Source organism: Mucilaginibacter sp. (assembly GCF_965201005.1).
Classification (GTDB): Bacteria; Bacteroidota; Bacteroidia; order Sphingobacteriales; family Sphingobacteriaceae; genus Mucilaginibacter_A.
The window spans coordinates 642,706-665,117 of the sequence record NZ_OZ241747.1; the positions used below are offsets into that span (position 1 = coordinate 642,706).

The window sequence follows — 22,412 nt, forward strand, 5'->3', positions numbered from 1 at the left end:
TTTTGCTTTATGAAATTAGAAAACAAACAAATTGCTATTGTTGGCGGCGGCCCCGGCGGATTAATACTGGCAAGACTTTTACAGCTTAAAGGTGCCCATGTAAAAGTTTACGAAAGGGATTTTAATAAAAATGCCCGTTTAATTGGTTCGCCGCTGGATATGCACGAAGGATCCGGGTTGGCCGCTTTACGTAAAGCAAATTTAATAGAGGCGTTTAAAAAGAGTTTTCGTCCCGGGGCGGATAAAACGGTTATCGTAAATGAACATGCAGAAATATTTTTTAGCGACCACGAATCCAACCAAAACGAAGATTTCGGCCGTGAGAAATTTCGACCTGAAATAGATCGCGGCCCATTAAGAAACCTGTTGCTGGAATCTTTAAAACCGGAAACCGTTGTATGGAACAGCCATTTTATTTCGATGGAAGCACAAGGCGAAGGCTGGTTGTTAGCTTTTAAAAACGGGTCAGCTGCTTACGCCGATCTGGTGATTGCTGCTGATGGGGCCAATTCTAAAATCCGTCCATACATTACCAACATTAAAGCTTTTTATTCAGGCGTTACCATGCTTGATGTGAATATTCATGATGCAAAAAAAGCAGCACCACATTTTTATACATTGCTGGATGGCGGAAAAATCATGGCTTTTGGAAATTCAAAGTGTTTATTAGGCGGCCAGAAAGGTAACGGCGATCTGGGGTTTTATGCAAGCTTTAAAACAGATGAAAACTGGGCAGTGAATAATGGCTTAAACTATGCTGATAGAATACAATTGCTGGCATGGTTTAAAAAAGAATATTCCGATTGGAGCCCGGTTTGGTATGAACTGTTTGAAAATGCGGCAACGCCTGCTATTCCGCGTCCCATTTATTGTGTTCCTTTAGATCAAACCTGGGAAACTTTGCCCAACGTAACCATGATTGGCGATGCGGCTCATGTAATGCCGCCTTTTGCAGGCGAAGGTGCCAATATGGCTATGCTGGATGCTTTGGAATTAAGCGAATGTTTAACGTCTGATCAGTACAACACTTTGCAGGAAGCCATTTCTTATTACGAAATTCACATGCGGAAAAGAGCAGCAACAGCAGCACAAGATTCGCTTGAAAATGGCGAGCGGATGCACTCAGAAAATGCTTTAAAGGAAATGCTGGACTTTTTTGGCGGGAAGTAAAAACGAACTGAAGCAAACGTTGAATCAGATCACTTTAGCCAGTTGCGCATCTTCATTAATGCGCTTAATCATATTTGTGGTAGAATGATCGGGCACCAAAGGTATAAAAGCCACTTTTCCGCCTACTTCCTCTACAACTTTGGCTTCCGGCAGGTTTTGCAGGTTGTAATCGCCGCCTTTGATATAATACTGCGGTTTTGCTGCACGGATCAGGGCTGAAGGCGTATCATCATTTACCGAACCAAAAGGTACAATATGATCAATAGAAGTTAAACCCGAAAGCACATAAATACGGTCAGCCAGTTCATTGATCGGCCGGGTAGAACCTTTCAAACGGCGGATACTTTCGTCATTATTTAAACCAACAATCAGCACATCGCCGTAATTTTTGGATTGGTTAAGATAACTGACATGGCCGGAATGTAAAATATCAAAACAGCCATTGGTAAACACCACATTTTTGCCCTGCTGATGGTAAAACCGGCACAATTCTTCCAGTTCTTTTGCACCCGGAACATATTTGTCCTGCGTAGAGAAAAACGCTTTCAGTTCATTTAAAAAACACGGAGCCGTGGTTGTTTTACGGATGGCGACTGTTGCTGCGGCCGTGGCCAGTTCTGCTGCTTCTGCACTGCTGGCACCGCTGCATTGCGCCAAAGTAAATGTGCTTATAAAAGTATCACCGGCACCTACAACATGCGGATTTTCAACAACATGCGCCGGTGTATGATGGATGTATTCGCCCTGTTCAAAAATCAGGCAGCCATCTTCATCCAAGGTTAAAGTAATGTGTTCCGCACCGGTCAAACGATATAAAACCGGGCCATAATTTTTCAATTGCTCCAAACGGTTTTTGCTGAGGCTTTGCAGGTTTAACAAACCAATGGCCTCCACATAATTCGGTTTTACAACAGAAGGCCGCAAAGGCGTAAACAACGGCAGGTTTTTAGAGTCCAACGCCAGATAAGCAGGCGATTGCTGCTGCATTTGCTGCAAAAAATCAATCAAAGCCGGTGTAAACAAACCGGCTTTGTAATCGCCTAAAACAACCGCATCAAAAAGACTGTAATTTGCTTTTAAAAATTCAAATATTTTTTGTTCTGATTCGGCTGATGGCGGGTTTTGCGAACCGCAATCAAAACGGCTGATTAACTGTCCGTTAGAAATCAGCCGGGTTTTGGTAACCGTGGTGCGCAAGGGTTCGCGCACAATTGCATTACAATCAATACCGGCATTTTCCATGAAGGTACAAGCTTTGTCGCCATCTTTATCTTCACCGGCAATTGCCAAAAAACTTACCTGCGCGCCCAACGCTTTTAGGTTAATGGCCGCATTGGCTGCACCTCCGGGGATTTCTTCCCGATCAGCAATGGTAACTACAGGGACAGGCCCTTCCGGAGAAAGGCGGAAACTATTGCCTTTCAGGTAAATATCCATTACCAAATCACCAATTACCAGCACTTTTAGCTGGCAAAACTGATTCATAATTTCCTCATGCCTGTTTTTCCCTGTGTTGTTCATGCTGTTTTTATCGGTGTTTTTTCTGCGGATACTGTTTTTACCTGGTTAATTTTATGGCCAGCTGGTTTCCATCAAAGGTAAAATTAAAATTTCCGGCACCACGGTATCGGTATCATCTTCAATAATATAGCGGATTTTGGTGGCCACGTTTTTCGGGTCTTGTAAGTTTTGTGGCGGGATATCCGGGAAACGGTCAAGTAAAAACGGCGTGCTCATGCCGCCGGCAATAATGGCTGTAACTTTAACATTTACCTTGCGTGCTTCGGTAAAAAGTGCATGGCTGAATCCGCGCAAACCCCATTTGCTGGCGTGGTAAACGGAAGCTTCCGTCCATGCGCGCAACGATGCCGTACTTACAATGTTGATGATGTTGCCGGATTTCTGTTCAGACATTACTGTCATCCCGTATTTCGACATTAAAAATGGCCCGCGTAAATTTACGGAAAATGCCGCATCCCACTCAGCCACAGAAAGTTCCATGATAGATTTGGTAAAATCAATACCAGCATTGTTCACTAAAATATCCAGGCTGCCGTATTCGCTTTTAATTTTTTCAATGGTTGTTTTAACTGATTCTTCACTGCTCACATCCAAACGCATGGCAACGGCTTTGCCACCTTTTTCGGTGATGGTTTTAACGGTTCCGGCTGCCTTTTCTTCCTGAATATCGCCTGCAACAACAGTTGCGCCAGCTTCGGCCAGTTGGTAGCAAATTTGCTGGCCAAGCCCTTGTGCGCCGCCGCTTACCAAAGCAACTTTACCTTGTAGTTTTTCCATTTTTTGTTTTTTTTGATATAATTTATATTAGTTTGATGCTTTGCGAATGCTTCTTTTACAGCATAATTTTTGCAATCTGGCGTTTACTGATGGCCGCTTTAAAAAGCCGTAACCAATCTGCATTAAAGCGTTGAATATCGAAACGTTTTTTGGCCATCGCCTGCCCGGCTGCACCAATTTGTCTGGCTTTTTCCGGGTTCGATAATAAATCTTTCATCGCCGAAATCAAATAGTCAATATCCGTATGGATAATACCGGTTTCTTGGTTTTTTATCACCGAAGCCAGTTCTGTAGTGGCCAAACCAACCACCGGAATGCCCATCGTCATGGCTTCGCAAACGGCCAGACCCAAACTTGTAAACCGGATTGGGTTGAAGAAAAAACGATAACGGCTCAAAAATCCTGGTAATTCCGGATGCAAAACTTCACCTAAACCCAATCGCCCGGCACCCATCCCAACTAAATCTATGGGAACATGTTTTTGCACTTCCAGAAAAACGTCTAAACCCAATCTCCGGCCTCTGCGTTCAATGTTGTTGATCACTACAATCCCTCTTTCCAGCTCGCCGGAATATGGCACATCACGCACTTGCACGCCATGTTCAATCACGGTAAAAGGCAAATTATTATTGTCCCAAAGCAAACTGTTGAAATGCGTAACATGCACCAAATTAACGTTGCTGTCGGTAATAACATGTTTGGTATAAGGCGTGGTTTCCTGCGGAGGATCATGCTCCAGATAAATTTTTGGCAGTTCGCGCTGTTCGGCAGAAAGCGTTTCGTACTGATCTTCCAGATAATTTTTTTTGGTTTGAAACAGGATGCAGTCCAACTCCAGTTCCTTCACTTTTTCTTCATCAACTTCATGCACATTTTCCCCGAAAGGAAACGTGGTCCCGCGGCCAACATAACCTGGTTTTGCTTCTTTACTTACCGGAATATAAATTTCATAACTACCTAAAGATAAATAGTATAAATAAGTGCCATGAATGTGCCAGGTAAATATTTTAAGGGTTTTTTGGCCGGTTACAGAAGGCAATTGCATACAGCAGAACAGGTTTTTGTGTGATGCGTTAACCAGCAATCAACAAAAAGTGTTTTGTCTGTAACTTGTTTTTTGGGTCGATGCTTCTTTTATAACCTAAAATTTGCTGACTCAAACCCTGAAAAAACAGGCATAAAAAAAGCACCGCTTTATGGACGGTGCTTTTTTATCAGCTTAAATTAATTAAGCGTTCTGTGCTTTTAAAGATTGAAGTTGTTGCAAATCTTTTTGGATGCCGTCGCGTTGTTTTTTCAGCAAAGCCAAATGGTCAGCATGGTCGGTATAATCGGCAATATAACCATCATATTTTTCAATGGCAGATTTTTCGCCTGTTTCAATTGCTTCCAGCAACGAAGCATCGCTGTTGCCGGTCACGGCATGTTTTACATCTAACCAGCCACGGTGTATAGCACCCAAAACGCCACCGCTCTCGTTGTCGTCTTCGTTGCCGCCATGTTGTTTAATATGCGCTTTTAATTCTGTTGCGTAAGCGGCGCGTTCTAAAGCATATTTACCAAATACGGCTTTCAACTCTAAGGAATTGGTGGTTTCGGCAGCAGATTCGTATCCTTGTTTTCCATCATTTAAAATAGTTACCAAACTATTCAAATCGCTGATGATTTCTTTGTTACTTTCCATGATCGTGTTGTGTTTTTTTTCTTACTAAAAGACAAGTTGCAGTGATTTTGTTTTGAAAAATACAACGTAAAACTGATTTTAAAATTTAGGTTGATAAAAGAAGCATCAAATTCTTTACAGAGAAAAGCAACTTCCGCAACAAAGTTTCAAAGTGCTTGTTATCAATCCAAATAAGTAAAAACGATGAACGCCTATCAGGAAAAATGGATCGGAATGTTTCAAGTCGTGTACATCCAACCGACGCTGATCTTAATAAAGCCTGATGCTTCTTTTACCGCCTGAAATTCAGCATAAAACCAAAATAATGAGCAGCCTGATCAAAACAAAAAACGCATTACCTTTAAATAAACAAGTTGTGGTAATTACCGGTGCATCGAGCGGCGTTGGCCGCGCTACGGCTTTAGAGTTTGCACGATACCGCTGCACGGTTATTTTGGCAGCTCGGCAGCAAAACGAACTGGAAGAAGTGGCGGCCATTTGCCAAAAACTTGGTGCAAAAGCCCTGGCCGTACCAACCGATGTTACGGATGAATCTGCCGTAAATGCTTTAGCCAAAGCAGCTTATGATTTTGGCGGACAAATAAATGTTTGGGTAAATATTGCCGGCGTTGCGATTATGGGCGAATTTAACGCCGTGCCGATGGCAGAACATGAAAAGGTGATCCGCACTAATTTGCTGGGCGCAGTTTATGGCGCGTATGCGGTTTTGCCTTATTTTAAAAAGCAGGAATTGGGTACAATCATCAACATGAATTCTGTTGGCGGATGGGTGGCCACGCCTTACAGTTTGGCTTACAGCGTGAGCAAATTTGGTTTGCGCGGATATAGCGAAGCGTTGCACGCCGAGTTGTACCGTTTCCCGCAAATACATGTGTGCGATGTCTTTCCGTCGTTTTTGGACACGCCCGGGACCCGCCACGCCGGAAACTATATCGGGAAAGTTTTAAAACCAGTTCCGCCCGTAACAGCAACCACGAAAATTGCCAGTGTGATTGTTGATTTGGCCACCAATCCGAGAAATTCGGTTACGGTTGGTGCAGTTGCTTATTTGGTTAGGTTGAGCAATGCGCTGCTGCCAGGTGTGGCCGAATTCTTTATGGCGAAAGGTTTGGAAACGTATATGAAAACAGGGGAGGATGCGCCGGTAACTTCAGGGAATGTTTTAAACCCGACCGGAACTTACAACCAGGTTTCGGGTGGTTATACATCCAAAACCATTACAGAAAAACGGGTAAATGCCGTAGCCGGAATTGCAGCTGCTGCAGTTGGTGCTTTGTTTTTGATCCGCAGGATCAGAAAATGAAATTTATGCCGGTAAAAGAAGCATCTATATTAAGAGCCTGTTCAGCTAAAACTCCGCAGAAAACTTTTAATTAAGTTAATCTCCGTTAAATCAAATAGTTCCGGGTATTTAAAACGGGTAATCCAAGCATAAAACTTGTTGATTCCCGGCAAATCAAAAGCGGCCCACTTCTGATCACGCTCAATTTTTGCATTCAGGTTATCAATCAGTTCATCCTTCATTATTGTATTTCCAAATAACTTAACTTCTGATACGATAAAAACGTTAAGAAGTTATTTTTTTATCAAAGATACAACAAATGCTTTAAAACGATATGAGATTGCTAACGTTTGCTTTGTTTTAATGTAAACTTAGAAACCGGTTTTGGTTTAAAAATCGACTAAAAAATGGTTGATAAAAGAAGCATTGGCATTATCGCTGATACTTCTTTTAGCAACCTAAATTTGCTTATCGCCAGGTTTTATACTGATTGATCAAACCGTTAGTTGAGGAATCATGTGCGGAAACCGGTTCATTTCCCTTTAATTCTTTTTGGATTTTTACGGCCAATTGTTTGCCCAATTCCACGCCCCATTGATCGAAACTAAAAATATTCCAGATAATGCCTTGTACAAAAATTTTGTGTTCGTAAAAAGCGATCAGGCTACCTAAAGATCGTGGTGTAACTTCTTTTAGCAGGATAGAATTGGTAGGCCGGTTGCCTTCAAAAACCTTAAACGGAACCAATTTTTCGATTTCTTCTGCGGATTTGCCGGAAGATTGCAGTTCCGATTTCACTTCTTCTTCTGTTTTGCCGTTCATTAAAGCTTCGGTTTGTGCGAAGAAGTTAGACAACAAAATCGGATGATGTTCTCCGGTTGGGTTATGGCTGACGGCAGGCGCAATAAAATCGCATGGAATTAATTTAGTCCCCTGATGAACTAGTTGGTAAAAAGCGTGCTGACCGTTTGTTCCGGGTTCGCCCCAAATGATCGGGCCGGTAGAATAATCCACGATGTTTCCATTTCTATCAACATGTTTACCGTTACTTTCCATGTCGCCCTGCTGAAAGTATGCCGCAAAACGGTGCATGTATTGGTCGTAAGGCAAAATGGCTTCGGTTTGTGCACCGAAAAAATTGTTGTATAAAATACCGATCATTCCAAGCATTACCGGGATATTCTGTTCAAATTCTGTGGTTTGAAAGTGTTCGTCGGCAGCATTTGCGCCCGTTAACAATTCCTGAAAATTATCAAAGCCGATGCTCAAAGCAATAGATAAACCAATGGCACTCCAAAGCGAATATCTGCCGCCTACCCAATCCCAAAAAACAAACATATTTTTGGTATCGATGCCAAAAGCTTCCACGGCTTTTTCGTTGGTAGAAAGTGCGGCAAAATGTTTGGCCACGTCCTCATCTTTTCCGCCGCCGCTGATAAACCAATCGCGCGCGGTGTGTGCGTTCGTCATGGTTTCCTGCGTGGTAAATGTTTTTGAGGCGACTAAAAACAGCGTCGTCGCCGGGTTTAAACCTTTCAAAATTTCCGTGATCTGCGTACCGTCTACGTTGGAGACGAAGTGCATATTCAAATGGTTTTTATAAGATTTCAGCGCTTCGGTAACCATCACCGGGCCGAGATCTGAACCACCGATGCCGATATTGACCACATCGGTAATCGCATCGCCTTTAAAACCTTTCCAATTACCGGAAATAACGGAATCAGAAAAGGTTTTCATCTGCTCCAAAACCTGGTTTACTTCTTCCGTAACGTTCTCTCCATCAACGGTTAAAGGTTTATTTGTAACATTCCGCAAAGCGGTGTGCAATACAGATCTGCCTTCGGTTTCGTTAATTTTTTCGCCCGAAAACATGGCGTGGATTGCTTCTTTTAGCTGGCATTCTTTGGCCAATTGGATTAAAAGTGCCATCGCCTTGTCGTCCACGCGGTTTTTAGAAAAATCGAACAAAATATCTTCAAAAGTGATGGACATTTTTTTAAAACGGTCCGGATCGTTTTTGAACAAATCCTTCATTTCTAATTGGGAAACTTTGGGGAAATAGTCAGATAAATAGCGGTAAGCTTCGGTTTCGGTGAAATTGATTTTTGGTAACATGATCTGGGTTTTATGTTCAAAACTATGATTATAAAATTAAACAGTTGCCTATTTGTTCTGAATAGTTTGCACACTGATTTTTAGGTGATAAAAAAAGCATGGCGTTATGGCTTCATCATAAACCCCTCTCCGGAAAAGAGGTCGGTGGTGCGGCTTTTTGCTACTGTTTTTATCAACCTGAATTTTACGCTTGTCTATCTTTTCCGCCTAAATCTAATTTCTATCTTTGCCGAATGACAAAAGAACAAGTTCAAGACTTGAGGGATCGCGTAACTTCCCTGAGGAGGCATCTTTGACGTCGAGACCAAACTTTATCGCCTGAAAGAGGAAGAAGACCTCACGATGGCACCGGATTTTTGGGACGATTCGAAAAAAGCTGAAAAAGTGCTGGCTTCCATGAAAGGCAAAAAAACCTGGACTGATGCTTTTGCCGCCGTAGAAACTTCTGTAGAAGATACAGAGGTGATGCAGGAAATGAACCAATCCGGCGATTTTACAGACGAGGAAGCGGCCGAACAATACCAAACAACTTTAAGATTACTGGAAGAGCTGGAGTTTAAAAACATGCTTTCGGCGGATGAAGATCAGCTGAACGCAGTTTTACAAATTACGGCCGGCGCAGGTGGAACTGAAAGTTGCGATTGGGCCAGTATGCTGATGCGCATGTATGTGATGTGGGCGCAAAAACATGGTTATAAAGTAAGCGAGCAGGATTTCCAGGAAGGCGAAGTAGCTGGCGTAAAAACCGTTACGCTACAAATTGAAGGCGATTTTGCTTATGGTTATCTAAAAGGCGAAAATGGCGTGCATCGTTTGGTGCGCATTTCCCCGTTTGACAGCAATGCGAAAAGGCATACTTCTTTTGCATCGGTTTATGTGTATCCGCTGGTAGATGATACGATTGAAATCGAGGTAAACCCGGCCGATATTGAGTTTGAAACTTTCCGTTCGGGAGGTGCTGGCGGCCAGAATGTAAATAAGGTGGAAACTGCCGTTCGTTTATATCATAAACCTTCGGGCATTATTATTAAAAATCAGGAATCGCGCTCGCAATTGCAGAACAAGGAAAACGCAATTCGTTTACTAAAATCGCAATTGTACGAAGCGGAACTGCGCAAACGGATGGAAATTAGCAACGCAATTGAAGGCGCAAAAATGAAGATTGAATGGGGTTCGCAAATCCGGAATTACGTTTTGCATCCGTATAAATTAGTAAAAGATGTGCGTACCAACCACGAAACTTCTAATGCACAAGCAGTTTTAGATGGCGATTTGGATGAGTTTTTGAAAGCGTTTTTAATGGAGTTTGGCGGGAATAATTAGGTTAAATTTGATCATGCTGTTTTTATCGGCCTAAATTTTAGGTGATAAAAACAGCATGATCCTTTTAAGAATGCAAATATTCTTCACTCGCAATCATCAATAATTCCGTTACTTCTTCTACTTTTTCTGTTAAACCAACGTTTTCATACGAACTAATTAAATTCCGCAAAATCCGTTTGATGATTTCCAGATTACTGCAAGGTTCGTAATACTGTTTTTCGGGTTTTAGGTTGAGTTGTTTTAAAAACATATCTACGTCGCGTTTCCCAAAAACGAAACCTTTGTTAAACGTGTTGATGTAGAATAAAATGCCGCTTTCTGCTTCCGGCTGGGCACTTTCATCCACATAAGCCAAAATAAAATGCTGCGGTAAATTTACGCCGTAAACCGGAATATCCAGCTTTTGGGCGATCACAGAATAAATGACGGCCAGCGAAATTTGGTTGCCTTTTTTGATGTCCATTACTTGGCTCAGATATGAATTTTGCGGGTCCTGATGATTGGCCGTATTGCCGCTGAAACCGTAAATGTTGTAAAACACATGGTTCATCAGCCTGATTTTTTCCACTGCACTACTTTCATACATCATTTGCAACCACACATCGCGCTTGATGGCTTCAATCTCGTTAATGATTTTCTGCTCATCCAAATCCGGATATTGATATTTATTGAGGATCAGGGCACCGCGCAACAAATCAAAAGCACCGCCCTGGCACCACAATTTTAAATCGTTTTTGAGGTTTGAGAACTGGATTTCGTGCACTAAACCGGCAATACGCTCCTGTAAAAGTGGGTCGAAGGCACTTTCAAAAGCATTTTCCAGATGGCTGATCACTTCGGCACCGTAAGAAAACAGCTTGCCGTGCACATGTTTAAAGATTTCCTGGTCCGGATCGTCCAATAATCTGACTAATGAATTTATTTCTGTTGGGTTGAGCATAAAACCTCCGCGATAAAAAACTGATTATTTCAAATATAAATTATCTTTGGCTCATGTTCAACTGGAGGTTTGCACGCGATTACGTTCGGCATTATTTTACCGCAAAAAACCGTCATGGTGTGCATTCGCCTTTTGTTTATGAACTTATTGACAACGTAATATACGATTTTGATGCCAAAGCGGAATATCTGCCAATAGAACAGATCAGGCAACAACTGCTGCAAAGCAAAACCAAAGTTACCGTGGTTGATCTGGGCGCCGGTTCGCAGATCAATAAAAGGCAGGTAAAAGAAGTACGCCAAATTGCCGGAAATGCGCTAAAATCCCCGCGGCTGGCACAGTTGCTTTTCCGTTTGGCAGAACATTTAAAACCGAAAACACTGATCGAACTGGGCACTTGTTTGGGCGTAACTTCCCTGTATCTGCACCGGGCAAACCCATCGGCACAACTAACCACGATTGAAGGCTGCAGGGAAATTGCGGATGTGGCCGTTAAAAATTTCCGGATCTCGGAAGCTAAAAACATTGATTTGCAGGTTGGGAACTTTGATGTGGTTTTACCTGGATTATTGGAAAAAGTTGGCCAGGTGGATTTTGTTTTTATTGATGGCAACCACACCGAAGAAGCAACGTTGCGTTATTTTGATTGGATTTTGCCCAAAACTTACGATAAAACGGTGATTATTTTTGATGATATTTACTGGAGCGAAGGCATGAAATCAGCCTGGAAAAAAATTATACAACATCCGCAGGTTTCGGTTACGATGGACCTATTTTGGATAGGCTTGGTTTTTTTCAAAAAAGATCAGGTGAAGGAAGATTTTAAGGTGCGGTTTTAAGGATTTAACAATTCTTAAATCCCCGCTCTCCGCTCTTCCGTAATGCTTCTTTTATCGCCTAAAAAGCTTCGCCCAAACTTAAATAAAAACCGGATTGCCGTTTTTCGCCGGGTAGTTTTTGCCCAACGCCGTAATCTGCACGGATGCTGATGCCTTTTTCCACGTCGAAAAAGTAGCGCAAACCGCCGCCGTAATTGGGTTTTAAATCGCCTAAATCAAAATTTTTGTTATAAACCGTTCCTGTTCCGCCAAAGCCAACCAAAGCAAAACGGTCGCTTAAACGGTAACGCAGTTCTGATTGCAGCGCGATAATATCCCTGTCCCGAAAGCGGCCGCCGTAATAACCGCGCATCAACTGATCGTTTCCAAAGGTTTGCAGCAAATAAAACGGCGTTCTGTTGCCCAAAGTAAACTCGTAACTGCCGTTGAAAGCCAACACAAACCGTTTAGACAGGGAAGTAAACTGCCGGAAATCAAAGTTAAGGTAACCGCCGTTGTAATTGGTTTTGTACAGATTATTAACGATACCGCCATTCAGGTTGATGTACCAGCCTTTCAGCGTGTAAGTATTAGTGTTGCGGTTGTCAAAAATCAAACTCGGGCCGTAAAACAAGGTTCCGCCACCCTGATTATCACGAAAAGTTTGATTGGAAAAAATACCGCCCGTCTGATTGTCACGGAAAGCGTAATTTTCAAAATCGACATTAAACCCTAAAAAAACATGGCTAAAAACAGCTTTTTCTGCACCGGCAATCACATGAAAACGTTTCTGGGTAAGTAAATCTTTGTCGGCGGCTTTGGTATCGTTTCCAACACCGTAAAAATTATACGGGAAATTGGAAAAACCAACATCGCCGGTTAGATGATAAGTGTTTCCGGGCAGCCAGTAATCCGTTTTCAGGCTGATGCGGCTTTGGTTTTTAAACGTATAAGAAACCGGGAAATAAATATTGGAAACTTTGGTTTGATGATCGGAAGTATCCGCATAAAAAGAATATAAAACGGCAAAACCAAGCTCCGGCCCGGTTTCCTGCGCGTAAGCAATCAGCGGGAGCGGGAGCAGGCTGCTTCTTTTACTGCTGTCTTTTTCAAAGAATATTTTTTTAATAAACCTTGGCTGGGCGATTGTGTATTGGGTACAGCAAAAAAACAGGGCTAAAAGAAGTATGCGTTTCATGTAAGATTTGGGCGCGAAGATAGCGGTTCCGGGCAGGTTCTTATACGCAGCAAATGATTAAACTATCTGAACATGGTTTAAACAAATTATATATTTTTGCAAAAATTAAATTTGAACGATGAGTACACGCGGACCTATTTCTCAGTTTATAGAAAAAAATTATCTGCATTTTAACGCTGCTGCGCTGATGGATGCGGCAAAAGGCTATGAAACACACTTGCTGGAAGGCGGCAAAATGATGGTAACTTTGGCCGGTGCAATGAGTACGGCAGAACTGGGCATTTCGCTGGCAGAGATGATCCGGGAAGATAAAATTGACATTATTTCCTGCACTGGTGCCAATCTGGAAGAAGATATTATGAATTTGGTGGCACATTCTCATTACAAACGTGTGCCCAATTACCGTGATCTGAGCCCGCAGGACGAATGGAATTTGCTGGAAAACCATTACAACCGCGTTACCGATACCTGCATCCCCGAAGAAGAAGCTTTCCGTCGGTTGCAAAAACATATCCATAAAATCTGGAAAGATGCAGATGATGCCGGTGAACGCTATTTTCCGCATGAATATATGTACAAAATGCTTTTGAGCGGCGATTTGGAACAATATTATGAGATCGACCCAAAAAATTCGTGGATGCTGGCTGCTGCAGAGAAAAACCTGCCGATTGTAGTGCCGGGCTGGGAAGATTCTACCATGGGGAATATTTTTGCTTCTTATGTGATTAAGAATCAGATTAAAGCTTCGACCATGAAAAGCGGAATTGAATATATGGCTTGGCTTGCAGATTGGTACCCTAAAAATTCTGGTGGAAAAGGGATTGGTTTTTTCCAGATCGGTGGCGGCATTGCAGGTGATTTCCCGATATGTGTAGTGCCGATGTTGTATCAGGACATGGAGATGGAAAATATTCCTTTCTGGAGCTATTTTTGCCAGATTTCTGACTCTACCACTTCCTACGGCTCATACTCCGGCGCCGTTCCGAACGAGAAAATTACCTGGGGCAAATTAGACATTCATACACCTAAATTCATTGTAGAATCGGACGCGACCATTGTAGTCCCGTTGATTTTTGCCTGGATTTTAAAACAATAAATCACATACACAAATTTTTAGGTGATAAAAGAAGCATCAATTCCTACGCAGATATTTTAAAATGCTTCTTTTATCGTATAAAAAATGGAAAAACCGAGTTTATTTAGAATGTTTATAAATTGGTTTTACCAGTCATCACATTGTCAGTCGTATTTTTATAAATGATACTTTTGTGAACTGCAATTGTGAAAAAATTTAGCTGTTTCAACAATTTCGATTCTTCAATTAATTAAAAGCACAATATATCCTATGAGAAATTTCTCATTGATTTTAAAGCAAATTTCAAAGGTACTGGTCATCATTGTAGGTTTTGCAGCGTTAAGCAATTCTGTTTATGCGCAAGACCCGGCGAAAGGCGAGGCTTTGTTCAAGAGCAGTAATTGCGGTTCTTGCCATAAAATTGATGTCCGGATGACCGGCCCGGCTTTGGGCCCAACCATTACTTCCGAGCCTGATGAAGCTTATTTGATCAAATGGATCCAGAATAACCAGGCTTTGATCGCGGCAAAAAACCCGAAAGCTTTAACCATTTACAACGAGTACAATCAATCTCAAATGAGTGTGTTTACCAACCTGAGCGATCAGGATGTGAAAGACATTTTAGGTTACGTTAAAGCAGAGTGGAAAAAAGTAGAAGATGCCAAAAAAGCTGCTCCGGCTGGTGCAGCAGGCGCAGCCGTTGCTGATTCTGGCCCGAGCAATGTAATGGTTTTTGGTTTGATCGGTGTGATCGTCATTGCTTTCCTGATCATTCTGGTACTGAACAGGGTTATTGGTACTTTAGAAAGATTGTTGCTGCAAAAACAAGGTATTTTACCTGAAGACCTGGAAGAAGACGAGACAAGCAAACCAAAAGTAGATCGTTTAGCTACGGTTAAAATCCTGGCCAAAAATAAAAAGTTTGTGTTTTTTGTGGTATTGTGCGGCGTAATCGGTTTAGGCAGCTGGACATGGGTTACGCTTTGGAACACCAATGTGCATCAGGGGTATCAGCCGGTACAACCCATCAAATACTCTCATCAGCTTCATGCAGGAGCCATGAAAATTGATTGTCAGTATTGTCACTCCGGTGCTTACAAAGGTAAAAACGCTTCTATTCCTTCTCTGAATGTTTGTATGAACTGCCATAAAGTTGTTAAAACCGAGTCTCCTGAAATCCAAAAAATATATAATGCTTTAGGTTACGATCCGCAAACCCAGAAATATGATAGTACAAAAGCAAAACCGATCCAATGGGTCCGTATCCATAACCTGCCGGATTTTGCATATTTTAATCACTCGCAGCACGTAAAAGTTGCTGGCATCAGATGCCAGACATGCCATGGCCAGATCCAGGAGATGCAGGAGGTTTATCAATATTCGCCTCTAACTATGAAATGGTGTATACAATGCCACAAAAGAACTGAAGTTAACTATAAAGGCAATGCTTATTACGACCGCATGACAGATGTTCATGATCGTATTAAACGCGGCGAAAAAGTTACAGCAGCATCATTGGGTGGTATTGAGTGCGGAAAGTGTCATTATTGATTTTTTAACAGATAGCATTTACAATTACAGTTTACAGAGCTTAAATGGAAAGCAATAAAAAATACTGGAAAGGTTTAGAAGAACTACATAATTCGACTGAGTTTATTGAACTGAACAAAGGAGAATTTGCCGAGCCGCTTCCAATAGAAGAAGTTTTAAGCGGAGCTGGATTATCAGCAAAAACACCGCGGCGTGATTTCCTGAAAACACTAGGATTTGGTGTTGGGGCAGTAACGTTAGCTGCCTGCCAAAAAGTTCCTGTACATAAGTCAATACCATATTTAATTAAACCAGAGGAAGTTACGCCAAGTGTGGCCAATTATTATACTTCAAGTTATAACGGCCAGGCGATTTTAGTCAAAACCAGGGAAGGCCGTCCTATCAAGATAGAAGGTAACCCGGATGATTTAATTGGAAAAGGCAGTTTAAGTGCTCAGGCTCAAGCTTCAGTTTTAGATTTATATGATGTAACCCGTTTACAAAATCCGGTTTTAAATGGTGAAGAATCTTCATGGGAAGCTGTAGATAATTTTGTGATTAGGGAATTGCTCACAATTGGTGCAGGGGGCAAAAAAATCAGGATTGTAGCTTCAACTGTTCACAGTCCATCCACTAAAGATGCAATTGCTTCTTTTGCTGCTAAATATCCAACTACAAAATTAATTAATTATGATGCCATCTCTTACACGGGTATCATCCAGGCAAATCAAAATAGTTTTGGTAAAGCCGTACTTCCGCATTACCATTTTGAAAAGGCAGATGTAATTGTAAGTTTTAGTGCTGATTTTCTTGGTACTTGGATTTCTCCTGTAGAATTTATGGGGCAATGGGTTTCTAACCGAAACAATCAATCGCTTCAAAATAAAAAAATGTCTCGTCATATACAGTTTGAAGCTGGTATGAGCATGACAGGCACTAATGCAGATACACGTGTTCCGCTTAAACCTTCAGAAGAGGGTTTGGCAATTATTAATTTATACAATGCTTTGTCTGGCACTACACTTCCAGGTTCAAAACCATTAAGTAATAAGTCAGCAGATACTGCTGTGGTTTTAGTAGCAAAAGAACTTTTAAGTGCTAAAGGCAAATCACTGGTTGTTTGTGGTTGTAATGATGTTGCCATACAAGTTTTAGTCAATGCAATTAATTCTTTGCTTGGTAATTACGGCACCACGATAGATTTGGATAATCCATCTTACCAGTATGCTGGCAATGATGCAGAATTTGTTGAATTTATCAATGAAATGAAACGTAGCGAGGTTGATGCTGTGTTTTTTATGGACACCAATCCGGTATATGATTATTTTAACAGCAAAGATGTTAAAGAAGCTTTAGCTAAAGTCCGTCTAAAAGTTTCTTTTAGCGATCGTGTGGATGAAACCGCATCTGTTTGTCAGGTTGTTGCACCGGCTCATCATTATTTAGAAAGCTGGGGTGATGACAATATTTTCGCGGGATATTATACAATTGTTCAACCTACGATCAACCCAGTTTATAACACCCGCCAGTTTGAAGAAAATCTATTGATTTGGGGTGAAAGCCCGGTTAAAGATTATTACACATTTGTAAAAAACAATTGGGAAACTAAACTTTTGCCATCAGCTGGCCTTTCCGGTCAGCCAGGCTGGGAAACACTGTTGCAAAAAGGATTGATAAAAACAGCCGATGTTGCTGCAACAAGCTACAATTTTAGCAGAGACTTAAATGGTGTAGCTCAGAACGTTATTAATCGTAGTACCCAATTAATGGCTAAAGGTGAAAACAATGTAGAGTTGCAAATTTATCAGACTATTAATTTAGGCAATGGTAAAAAAGCAAATAACCCCTGGCTGCAAGAGCTCCCAGATTCAGTATCTAAGGTTACCTGGGATAATTTTGCTGCTGTTTCTAATAAGTATGCTGAAAAATTAGGTATTAAAGAAGGCGATGTATTAAAAGTAACTTCTGGCGATTATAGCATTGAATTACCTGTATTATTGCAACCCGGCCAAGCACATCAAACCATCTCAATAGCATTAGGATATGGCCGTACCGCCAGTGGTAAAGTAGGCACTGGTGTTGGTAAAAATGCTTTTCCGTTCCATGTATTTCAAAACGGTACTTTCCAGTCTACAGTATCAGCAAATATTTCCACTACGGGTAGCACTTATGTGCTTGCTCAAACACAAACACACCATTCTTACGAAGGCCGTAATATTATCCGTGAAACATCTTTTGGTAAATACCTGAAAGATCCTTCTTCTGCTAATGGCCGCCATGAAACTGGACACAAAATTTATAGTTTGTGGAACGAGTATGATCGTCCGCAGTACAACTGGGTTATGGCGATTGATCTGAACGCATGTACTGGTTGTGGTGCTTGTGTGGCAGCTTGTAATGCCGAAAATAATGTTCCTGTTGTAGGTAGGGACGAAGTTCGACGGCGGCGGGAAATGCACTGGATCAGAATTGACCGTTATTATAGTTTCAAGGAAGGAAACGAAGTAGTTACCGAAGAAAGGGAAATTAATAAATTGGAAGACCTGGATAATGTGTCTGTAGTTTATCAACCGATGCTTTGTCAACATTGCGATCATGCCCCTTGTGAAACAGTTTGTCCGGTTTTGGCAACCGTTCATTCTTCCGAAGGCTTAAACTATATGGCTTATAACAGGTGTGTAGGAACTAGATATTGTGCCAATAATTGTCCTTATAAAGTAAGACGCTTTAATTGGTTTAATTACTGGAATGATTCCAGATTTGATAATTATCTGAACAATGAACATGTTCAACTGGTTTTGAATCCTGATGTTACTACCCGTTTCCGCGGTGTAATGGAAAAATGCAGTATGTGTGTTCAACGTATTCAAGCAGGAAAGTTAAAAGCAAAAATTGATCAGCGTATTGTTAAAGATGGTGATATAAAAGTAGCTTGTCAGCAAACATGTCCTACAAATGCAATTGTTTTTGGTAATGTTAACGATCCTGATTCTGAAGTTGCCAAAGCTTTAAAAAGCGAGCGTACTTATTATGTATTAGAGGAACTTAACGTGCAGCCAGGAATTGGTTATCAAGTTAAAGTGAGAAATGTTAATGAAAATGTGGCTTAATTATAATTAAAAAAACGTAAGTATGTCATCACACGAATCTATAATCAGGGAACCTTTAATAACAGGGGACAATATTACATACGCTAAAATCACAGAAGATATCTTGGTCCCTGTAGAAAATGCCCCTAATAAAGCATGGTGGATAGGGTTTTCGCTTGCCTCGGTTGGAGCAATGCTTTGGTTAGTAGCAGTTAGTTATACTTTTTGGTACGGTATTGGGTCTTGGGGTTTAAATAAAACTGTTGGCTGGGCTTGGGATATCACAGGTTTCGTTTGGTGGGTAGGTATTGGCCATGCGGGCACATTAATTTCTGCAGTACTTCTTTTATTTCGTCAAAACTGGAGAAACTCTATTAACCGTTCTGCAGAAGCAATGACCATATTTGCGGTAATTTGTGCTGCAACTTACGTAGTTTCTCACATGGGCCGTCCTTGGATGGCATTATATACTTTACCATTACCTAACCAATATGTTTTATGGGTAAACTTTAACTCACCGTTAGTTTGGGACGTGTTTGCAATTTCCACTTACTTTTCTGTTTCATTGGTATTCTGGTACACAGGTTTATTACCAGATATTGCAACTATACGTGACAGGGCAACTGGTTTACGACGCAAAATTTATTCTATTCTATCTTTTGGATGGAATGGATCAGTTAAAACCTGGCAAAGGTTTGAAGCTGTATCATTAGTACTTGCAGGTGTTGCAACTCCATTGGTGCTCTCAGTGCATACTATTGTATCTATGGACTTTGCTACTTCGCTTGAGCCCGGTTGGCATACTACTATATTCCCACCATATTTTGTTGCTGGAGCTATATTTTCGGGTTTTGCCATGGTACAAACGCTTATGTTAGTTACGCGTAAAGTATTAGGGTTTGAAAATTATATCACAATGTTCCACATCGAATCTATGAACAAAATTATTTTATTAACGGGATCTATTGTAGGTGTGGCTTATCTGACCGAATTTTTTATTGCTTATTATTCTGGTGGAGAATATGAACAATATACCTTTTTAAATAGATTCATTGGACCTTACTGGTGGGCAGGATGTATGATGTATGGTTGTAACGTATTGATGACACAATTGATGTGGTTTAAGGCGGTACGTACCAATATTGCACTTTCTTGGGGCCTGTCTATCATAGTTAACATTGGAATGTGGTTTGAAAGATTTGTTATTATTGTTGTTTCGCTTCATCGTGATTTTCTTCCGTCCAGTTGGGCAATGTTTTACCCTACTTGGGTTGATGTTAGTGTTTTTATAGGTTCAATCGGCGTTTTTTTCACTTTATTTTTATTATTTTTAAGAGTACTCCCAGCAGTAGCAATGGCAGAAGTAAAATTACTGTTAAAGAGCTCAAGTGAACAAGCAAAGAAAAAGCTATTAGAAAATGGGCATATTAACAAGGAACAAGCTGAATTTTACAAAGATAGTCTGGTAAAGTTTGACAGCGTTGAACAATCAGAATACTCAAATATTTAATCATGAATAATACAAAATATATACTTGGCATTTTTGATGATCCTGACGATATGCTGAAGGGAATTGATAACTTGAAAGAAAAAGGTATTTCTATTTATGACGTATTTACTCCAATGCCTATTCATGGTATCGAAAATAAATTAGGTATAAAAGAATCACGCTTACCAGTTGCTGCTTTTATATTTGGATGTATTGGTTGTACAGTAGCTTTTTGTATGTTATATTATATGTTAGTACATGACTGGCCAATGAACATTGGTGGAAAACCGCATTTTGCAGTGCCTGATTTTGTACCTATTTGTTTTGAATGGACTGTGTTGTTTAGCTCTTTTGGAATGGTATTCACTTATTTCTACTCCAATCATCTTTTCCCTGGACGTACACCTCGGGTGATGGATTTAAGAGCTACTAATGATCGTTTTATAATTGCCATTAATGCAAAAAATAATTTGGCACATGATGAGATAGATTCATATTTAAAGGAGGCTGGTGCTGTAGAAATTAAACATAACGACAGAAAATATGTTAGCTATGAATAAATTTAACACACTAAAAATTACATCAGTCATTACTGTTGTCTCAATTTTACTTTCTGCTTGTGGAAAAGATAAGCGTAGTACAGGTTGGGAATATGCTCCGAATATGTACGAACATATTGCATATGATCCAGATCAAGCAAATACTAATTTTAAAGATGGAAAAACTGCACAAGTTCCGCCGGTTGGTACAACGCCCATTGGGTTTGTGAGATTTGATTATCCGAACACTAAAGATGGCTACGAGAAAGCAAGTCTGGAAGTTGTAAACAAATACATTGCAGATAAAAAGAACCTGGCTGATGGTAAAATCCTTTTTGAACATTTTTGTTCTCCTTGCCACGGTATACAAGGTCAGGGTGATGGATTGGTTGTTCAACATGGATATCCGGCACCCCCTTCTTATTCTAAAGGTACTTCATCAAGAGGCGGAGCTATGAAAGACCTTACAGACGGCAAAATTTACCATACCATAACTTATGGGTTGAATGCTATGGGATCATACGCTTCGCAATTAGCACCTGATGAGCGTTGGAAAGTTGTACTATATATTCACCAATTACAAAAAATATAATTTCTAAAAAATTGATGAAAGCTTCAAATTACGACCAACAGTTCGAGTTTTCGGGCAAAGCTAAAACCTATAGCATTATTGCAATTGCAATCGGTTTGATCGCGATTGCATTAGGGATATTAACAAATCATACCGAACGTACTTTTGCGAACTTGTTATTAATGAGTTATTATTTTGCATGTGTATGTATGCAAGGTGTCTTTTTTTGTGCAATACAGTATGTATCACAGGCTGGTTGGTCTTCATCGCTCATTAGGATACCTCAAGCATATGCAAAGGTTTTGCCATATGCTTCAATTGTTTTAATTGCAGTTATAAGTTTAGGCTTATTAACAAATCATAAAATTATTGATGAAGGAAAACAAATAGTAGAACCATATCTTTATGGGCATTGGGCAACAAAAGGATTAACAGTTAAAGGGAGCGCAAATTACGACGCCTTAATTGCGGCCAAATCTGGTTATTTAAATGTGCCTTTCTTTTTTATTCGTTTAGTTTTATTTCTTGGATTGTATAGCATTTTTGGGGCATTGCTAAATAAATACTCAAAAAACGAAGATATAATAGGAGGAATGAGTAATTATAACAAAAGCTTCAAAACTTCTGCTATATTTTTGGTAATATTCGGCTTCACAACTCCTTTGTTTGCTTTTGATGTCATCATGTCATTAGAGGCACACTTTTTTTCGACCATGTTTGGGTGGTACAATTTTGCTGCAATGTGGGTAAGTGGTCTTGCTGCCTTAGGTTTAATTACAGTAGTTTTAAGACAGAATGGATATATGACATGGATTACCGAAAATCATTTGCATGATTTAGGTAAACTAATATTTGCATTTTCAATATTTTGGACTTATGTATGGTTTGCACAGTTTTTACTTACCTACTATGCCAATATACCTGAAGAAAGTGTTTATTTCTATAAACGCTGGGAACCGGAATTTAAACCATGGTTCTGGTTAAATATTGTAATTAATTTTTGTGCACCAGTACTGCTTTTAATGTCTCGTGATGCTAAAAGAGCTGCTACAGTATTAAAATATGTTTGCATAGTTGTTTTATGCGGTCACTGGCTGGATTATTACATAATGATTATGCCAGGCACAGTAGGGGCACAAGGAAGAGGTTTTGGATTTGAGGAAGTTGGTATCGCTTTAGGTTTCGTAGGGTTATTTACTTTTTTAATGCTAAATGCCTTAAGTAAAACATCTTTAATTCCTAAAAATCATCCTTTCTTGGAAGAAAGTTTAAATCATCACATTTAATTAAG

General features: G+C 40.5%; 19 protein-coding genes. 11 read left to right on the forward strand and 8 right to left on the reverse strand.

From position 1 onward, the window contains the following. Positions 1–9: 9 nt before the first annotated feature. Entirely contained in the window at positions 10–1,170 is a 1,161-nt protein-coding gene (locus ACOFKR_RS02835; RefSeq protein ID WP_419802521.1) for an FAD-dependent oxidoreductase, read from the forward strand. A gap of 24 nt (positions 1,171–1,194) precedes the next feature. On the opposite strand, the gene rfaE2 is transcribed toward ACOFKR_RS02835, so the two are convergent. The 4 genes from rfaE2 to ACOFKR_RS02855 all read right to left on the reverse strand — a co-directional run bounded on the left by rfaE2 (position 1,195) and on the right by ACOFKR_RS02855 (position 5,152). Next, the gene (rfaE2, locus tag ACOFKR_RS02840; RefSeq protein WP_419802522.1) at positions 1,195–2,691 is read right to left on the reverse strand and encodes a D-glycero-beta-D-manno-heptose 1-phosphate adenylyltransferase; all 1,497 of its coding nucleotides are present in this window, start codon (positions 2,689–2,691) and stop codon (positions 1,195–1,197) included. A gap of 51 nt (positions 2,692–2,742) precedes the next feature. Further along, positions 2,743–3,468: an SDR family oxidoreductase gene (locus tag ACOFKR_RS02845; protein ID WP_419802523.1), complete on the reverse strand. Its 726-nt coding sequence runs from the start codon at positions 3,466–3,468 to the stop codon at positions 2,743–2,745. 55 nt (positions 3,469–3,523) lie between these two features. Further along, a complete protein-coding gene (locus tag ACOFKR_RS02850; RefSeq protein ID WP_419802524.1) occupies positions 3,524–4,513 on the reverse strand; it encodes a glycosyltransferase in 990 nt (329 codons plus the stop codon). A 183-nt stretch (positions 4,514–4,696) separates the two neighbouring features. Further along, positions 4,697–5,152, reverse strand: coding sequence for a ferritin-like domain-containing protein (locus ACOFKR_RS02855; RefSeq protein ID WP_419802525.1), 456 nt, complete (start codon positions 5,150–5,152; stop codon positions 4,697–4,699). A gap of 262 nt (positions 5,153–5,414) precedes the next feature. Here ACOFKR_RS02855 and ACOFKR_RS02860 point away from each other — a divergent pair, with 262 nt between their 5' ends. Beyond that, complete coding sequence (locus ACOFKR_RS02860; RefSeq protein WP_419802526.1) at positions 5,415–6,455, forward strand: SDR family oxidoreductase; 1,041 nt, start codon at positions 5,415–5,417, stop codon at positions 6,453–6,455. Between the two features lie 41 nt (positions 6,456–6,496). Here the strand turns inward: ACOFKR_RS02860 and ACOFKR_RS02865 are convergent, their stop codons facing one another. Next, positions 6,497–6,676 carry a hypothetical protein gene (locus tag ACOFKR_RS02865; protein ID WP_419802527.1) on the reverse strand — a complete coding sequence of 60 codons (180 nt, stop codon included), beginning with the start codon at positions 6,674–6,676 and terminating at the stop codon, positions 6,497–6,499. 226 nt (positions 6,677–6,902) lie between these two features. Continuing rightward, the gene (gene pgi / locus ACOFKR_RS02870) at positions 6,903–8,549 is read right to left on the reverse strand and encodes a glucose-6-phosphate isomerase (protein WP_419802528.1); all 1,647 of its coding nucleotides are present in this window, start codon (positions 8,547–8,549) and stop codon (positions 6,903–6,905) included. A 233-nt stretch (positions 8,550–8,782) separates the two neighbouring features. On the opposite strand from pgi, the gene prfB reads away from it, so the two are divergent. Continuing rightward, a protein-coding gene (gene prfB / locus ACOFKR_RS02875) for a peptide chain release factor 2 (RefSeq protein WP_419802529.1) occupies positions 8,783–9,872 on the forward strand; the annotation gives its coding sequence in 2 pieces (ribosomal slippage) (positions 8,783–8,842 and positions 8,844–9,872; 1,089 coding nt in all). Positions 9,873–9,936: 64 nt separating this feature from the next. Here the strand turns inward: prfB and ACOFKR_RS02880 are convergent. Next, entirely contained in the window at positions 9,937–10,812 is an 876-nt protein-coding gene (locus tag ACOFKR_RS02880) for a transglutaminase-like domain-containing protein (RefSeq protein ID WP_419802530.1), read from the reverse strand. A gap of 53 nt (positions 10,813–10,865) precedes the next feature. On the opposite strand from ACOFKR_RS02880, the gene ACOFKR_RS02885 reads away from it, so the two are divergent. Continuing rightward, positions 10,866–11,651 (forward strand): O-methyltransferase, encoded by a 786-nt coding sequence (locus ACOFKR_RS02885; RefSeq protein WP_419802531.1) that lies wholly within the window; start codon positions 10,866–10,868, stop codon positions 11,649–11,651. 58 nt (positions 11,652–11,709) lie between these two features. Here ACOFKR_RS02885 and ACOFKR_RS02890 read toward each other — a convergent pair whose 3' ends face one another. Further along, complete coding sequence (locus ACOFKR_RS02890) at positions 11,710–12,828, reverse strand: polymerase (RefSeq protein ID WP_419802532.1); 1,119 nt, start codon at positions 12,826–12,828, stop codon at positions 11,710–11,712. Between the two features lie 118 nt (positions 12,829–12,946). Here ACOFKR_RS02890 and ACOFKR_RS02895 point away from each other — a divergent pair, with 118 nt between their 5' ends. From ACOFKR_RS02895 to ACOFKR_RS02925, 7 genes are all read left to right on the forward strand, one after another. After that, positions 12,947–13,924, forward strand: a complete 978-nt coding sequence (locus ACOFKR_RS02895) for a deoxyhypusine synthase family protein (RefSeq protein ID WP_419802533.1) — start codon at positions 12,947–12,949, stop codon at positions 13,922–13,924. Positions 13,925–14,173: 249 nt separating this feature from the next. Then, positions 14,174–15,454, forward strand: coding sequence for a cytochrome c3 family protein (locus ACOFKR_RS02900; RefSeq protein ID WP_419802534.1), 1,281 nt, complete (start codon positions 14,174–14,176; stop codon positions 15,452–15,454). A 44-nt stretch (positions 15,455–15,498) separates the two neighbouring features. Further along, positions 15,499–18,543 carry a TAT-variant-translocated molybdopterin oxidoreductase gene (locus ACOFKR_RS02905; protein ID WP_419802535.1) on the forward strand — a complete coding sequence of 1,015 codons (3,045 nt, stop codon included), beginning with the start codon at positions 15,499–15,501 and terminating at the stop codon, positions 18,541–18,543. A 22-nt stretch (positions 18,544–18,565) separates the two neighbouring features. Beyond that, positions 18,566–20,032, forward strand: a complete 1,467-nt coding sequence (gene nrfD, locus ACOFKR_RS02910) for an NrfD/PsrC family molybdoenzyme membrane anchor subunit (protein WP_419802536.1) — start codon at positions 18,566–18,568, stop codon at positions 20,030–20,032. Positions 20,033–20,034: 2 nt separating this feature from the next. After that, entirely contained in the window at positions 20,035–20,571 is a 537-nt protein-coding gene (locus ACOFKR_RS02915) for a DUF3341 domain-containing protein (protein WP_419802537.1), read from the forward strand. Further along, positions 20,564–21,142: a c-type cytochrome gene (locus ACOFKR_RS02920; RefSeq protein WP_419802538.1), complete on the forward strand. Its 579-nt coding sequence runs from the start codon at positions 20,564–20,566 to the stop codon at positions 21,140–21,142. The genes ACOFKR_RS02915 and ACOFKR_RS02920 overlap by 8 nt, the downstream gene beginning before the upstream one ends. Positions 21,143–21,156: 14 nt before the next feature. Further along, positions 21,157–22,407: a quinol:cytochrome C oxidoreductase gene (locus tag ACOFKR_RS02925; RefSeq protein WP_419802539.1), complete on the forward strand. Its 1,251-nt coding sequence runs from the start codon at positions 21,157–21,159 to the stop codon at positions 22,405–22,407. Positions 22,408–22,412: the final 5 nt, after the last annotated feature.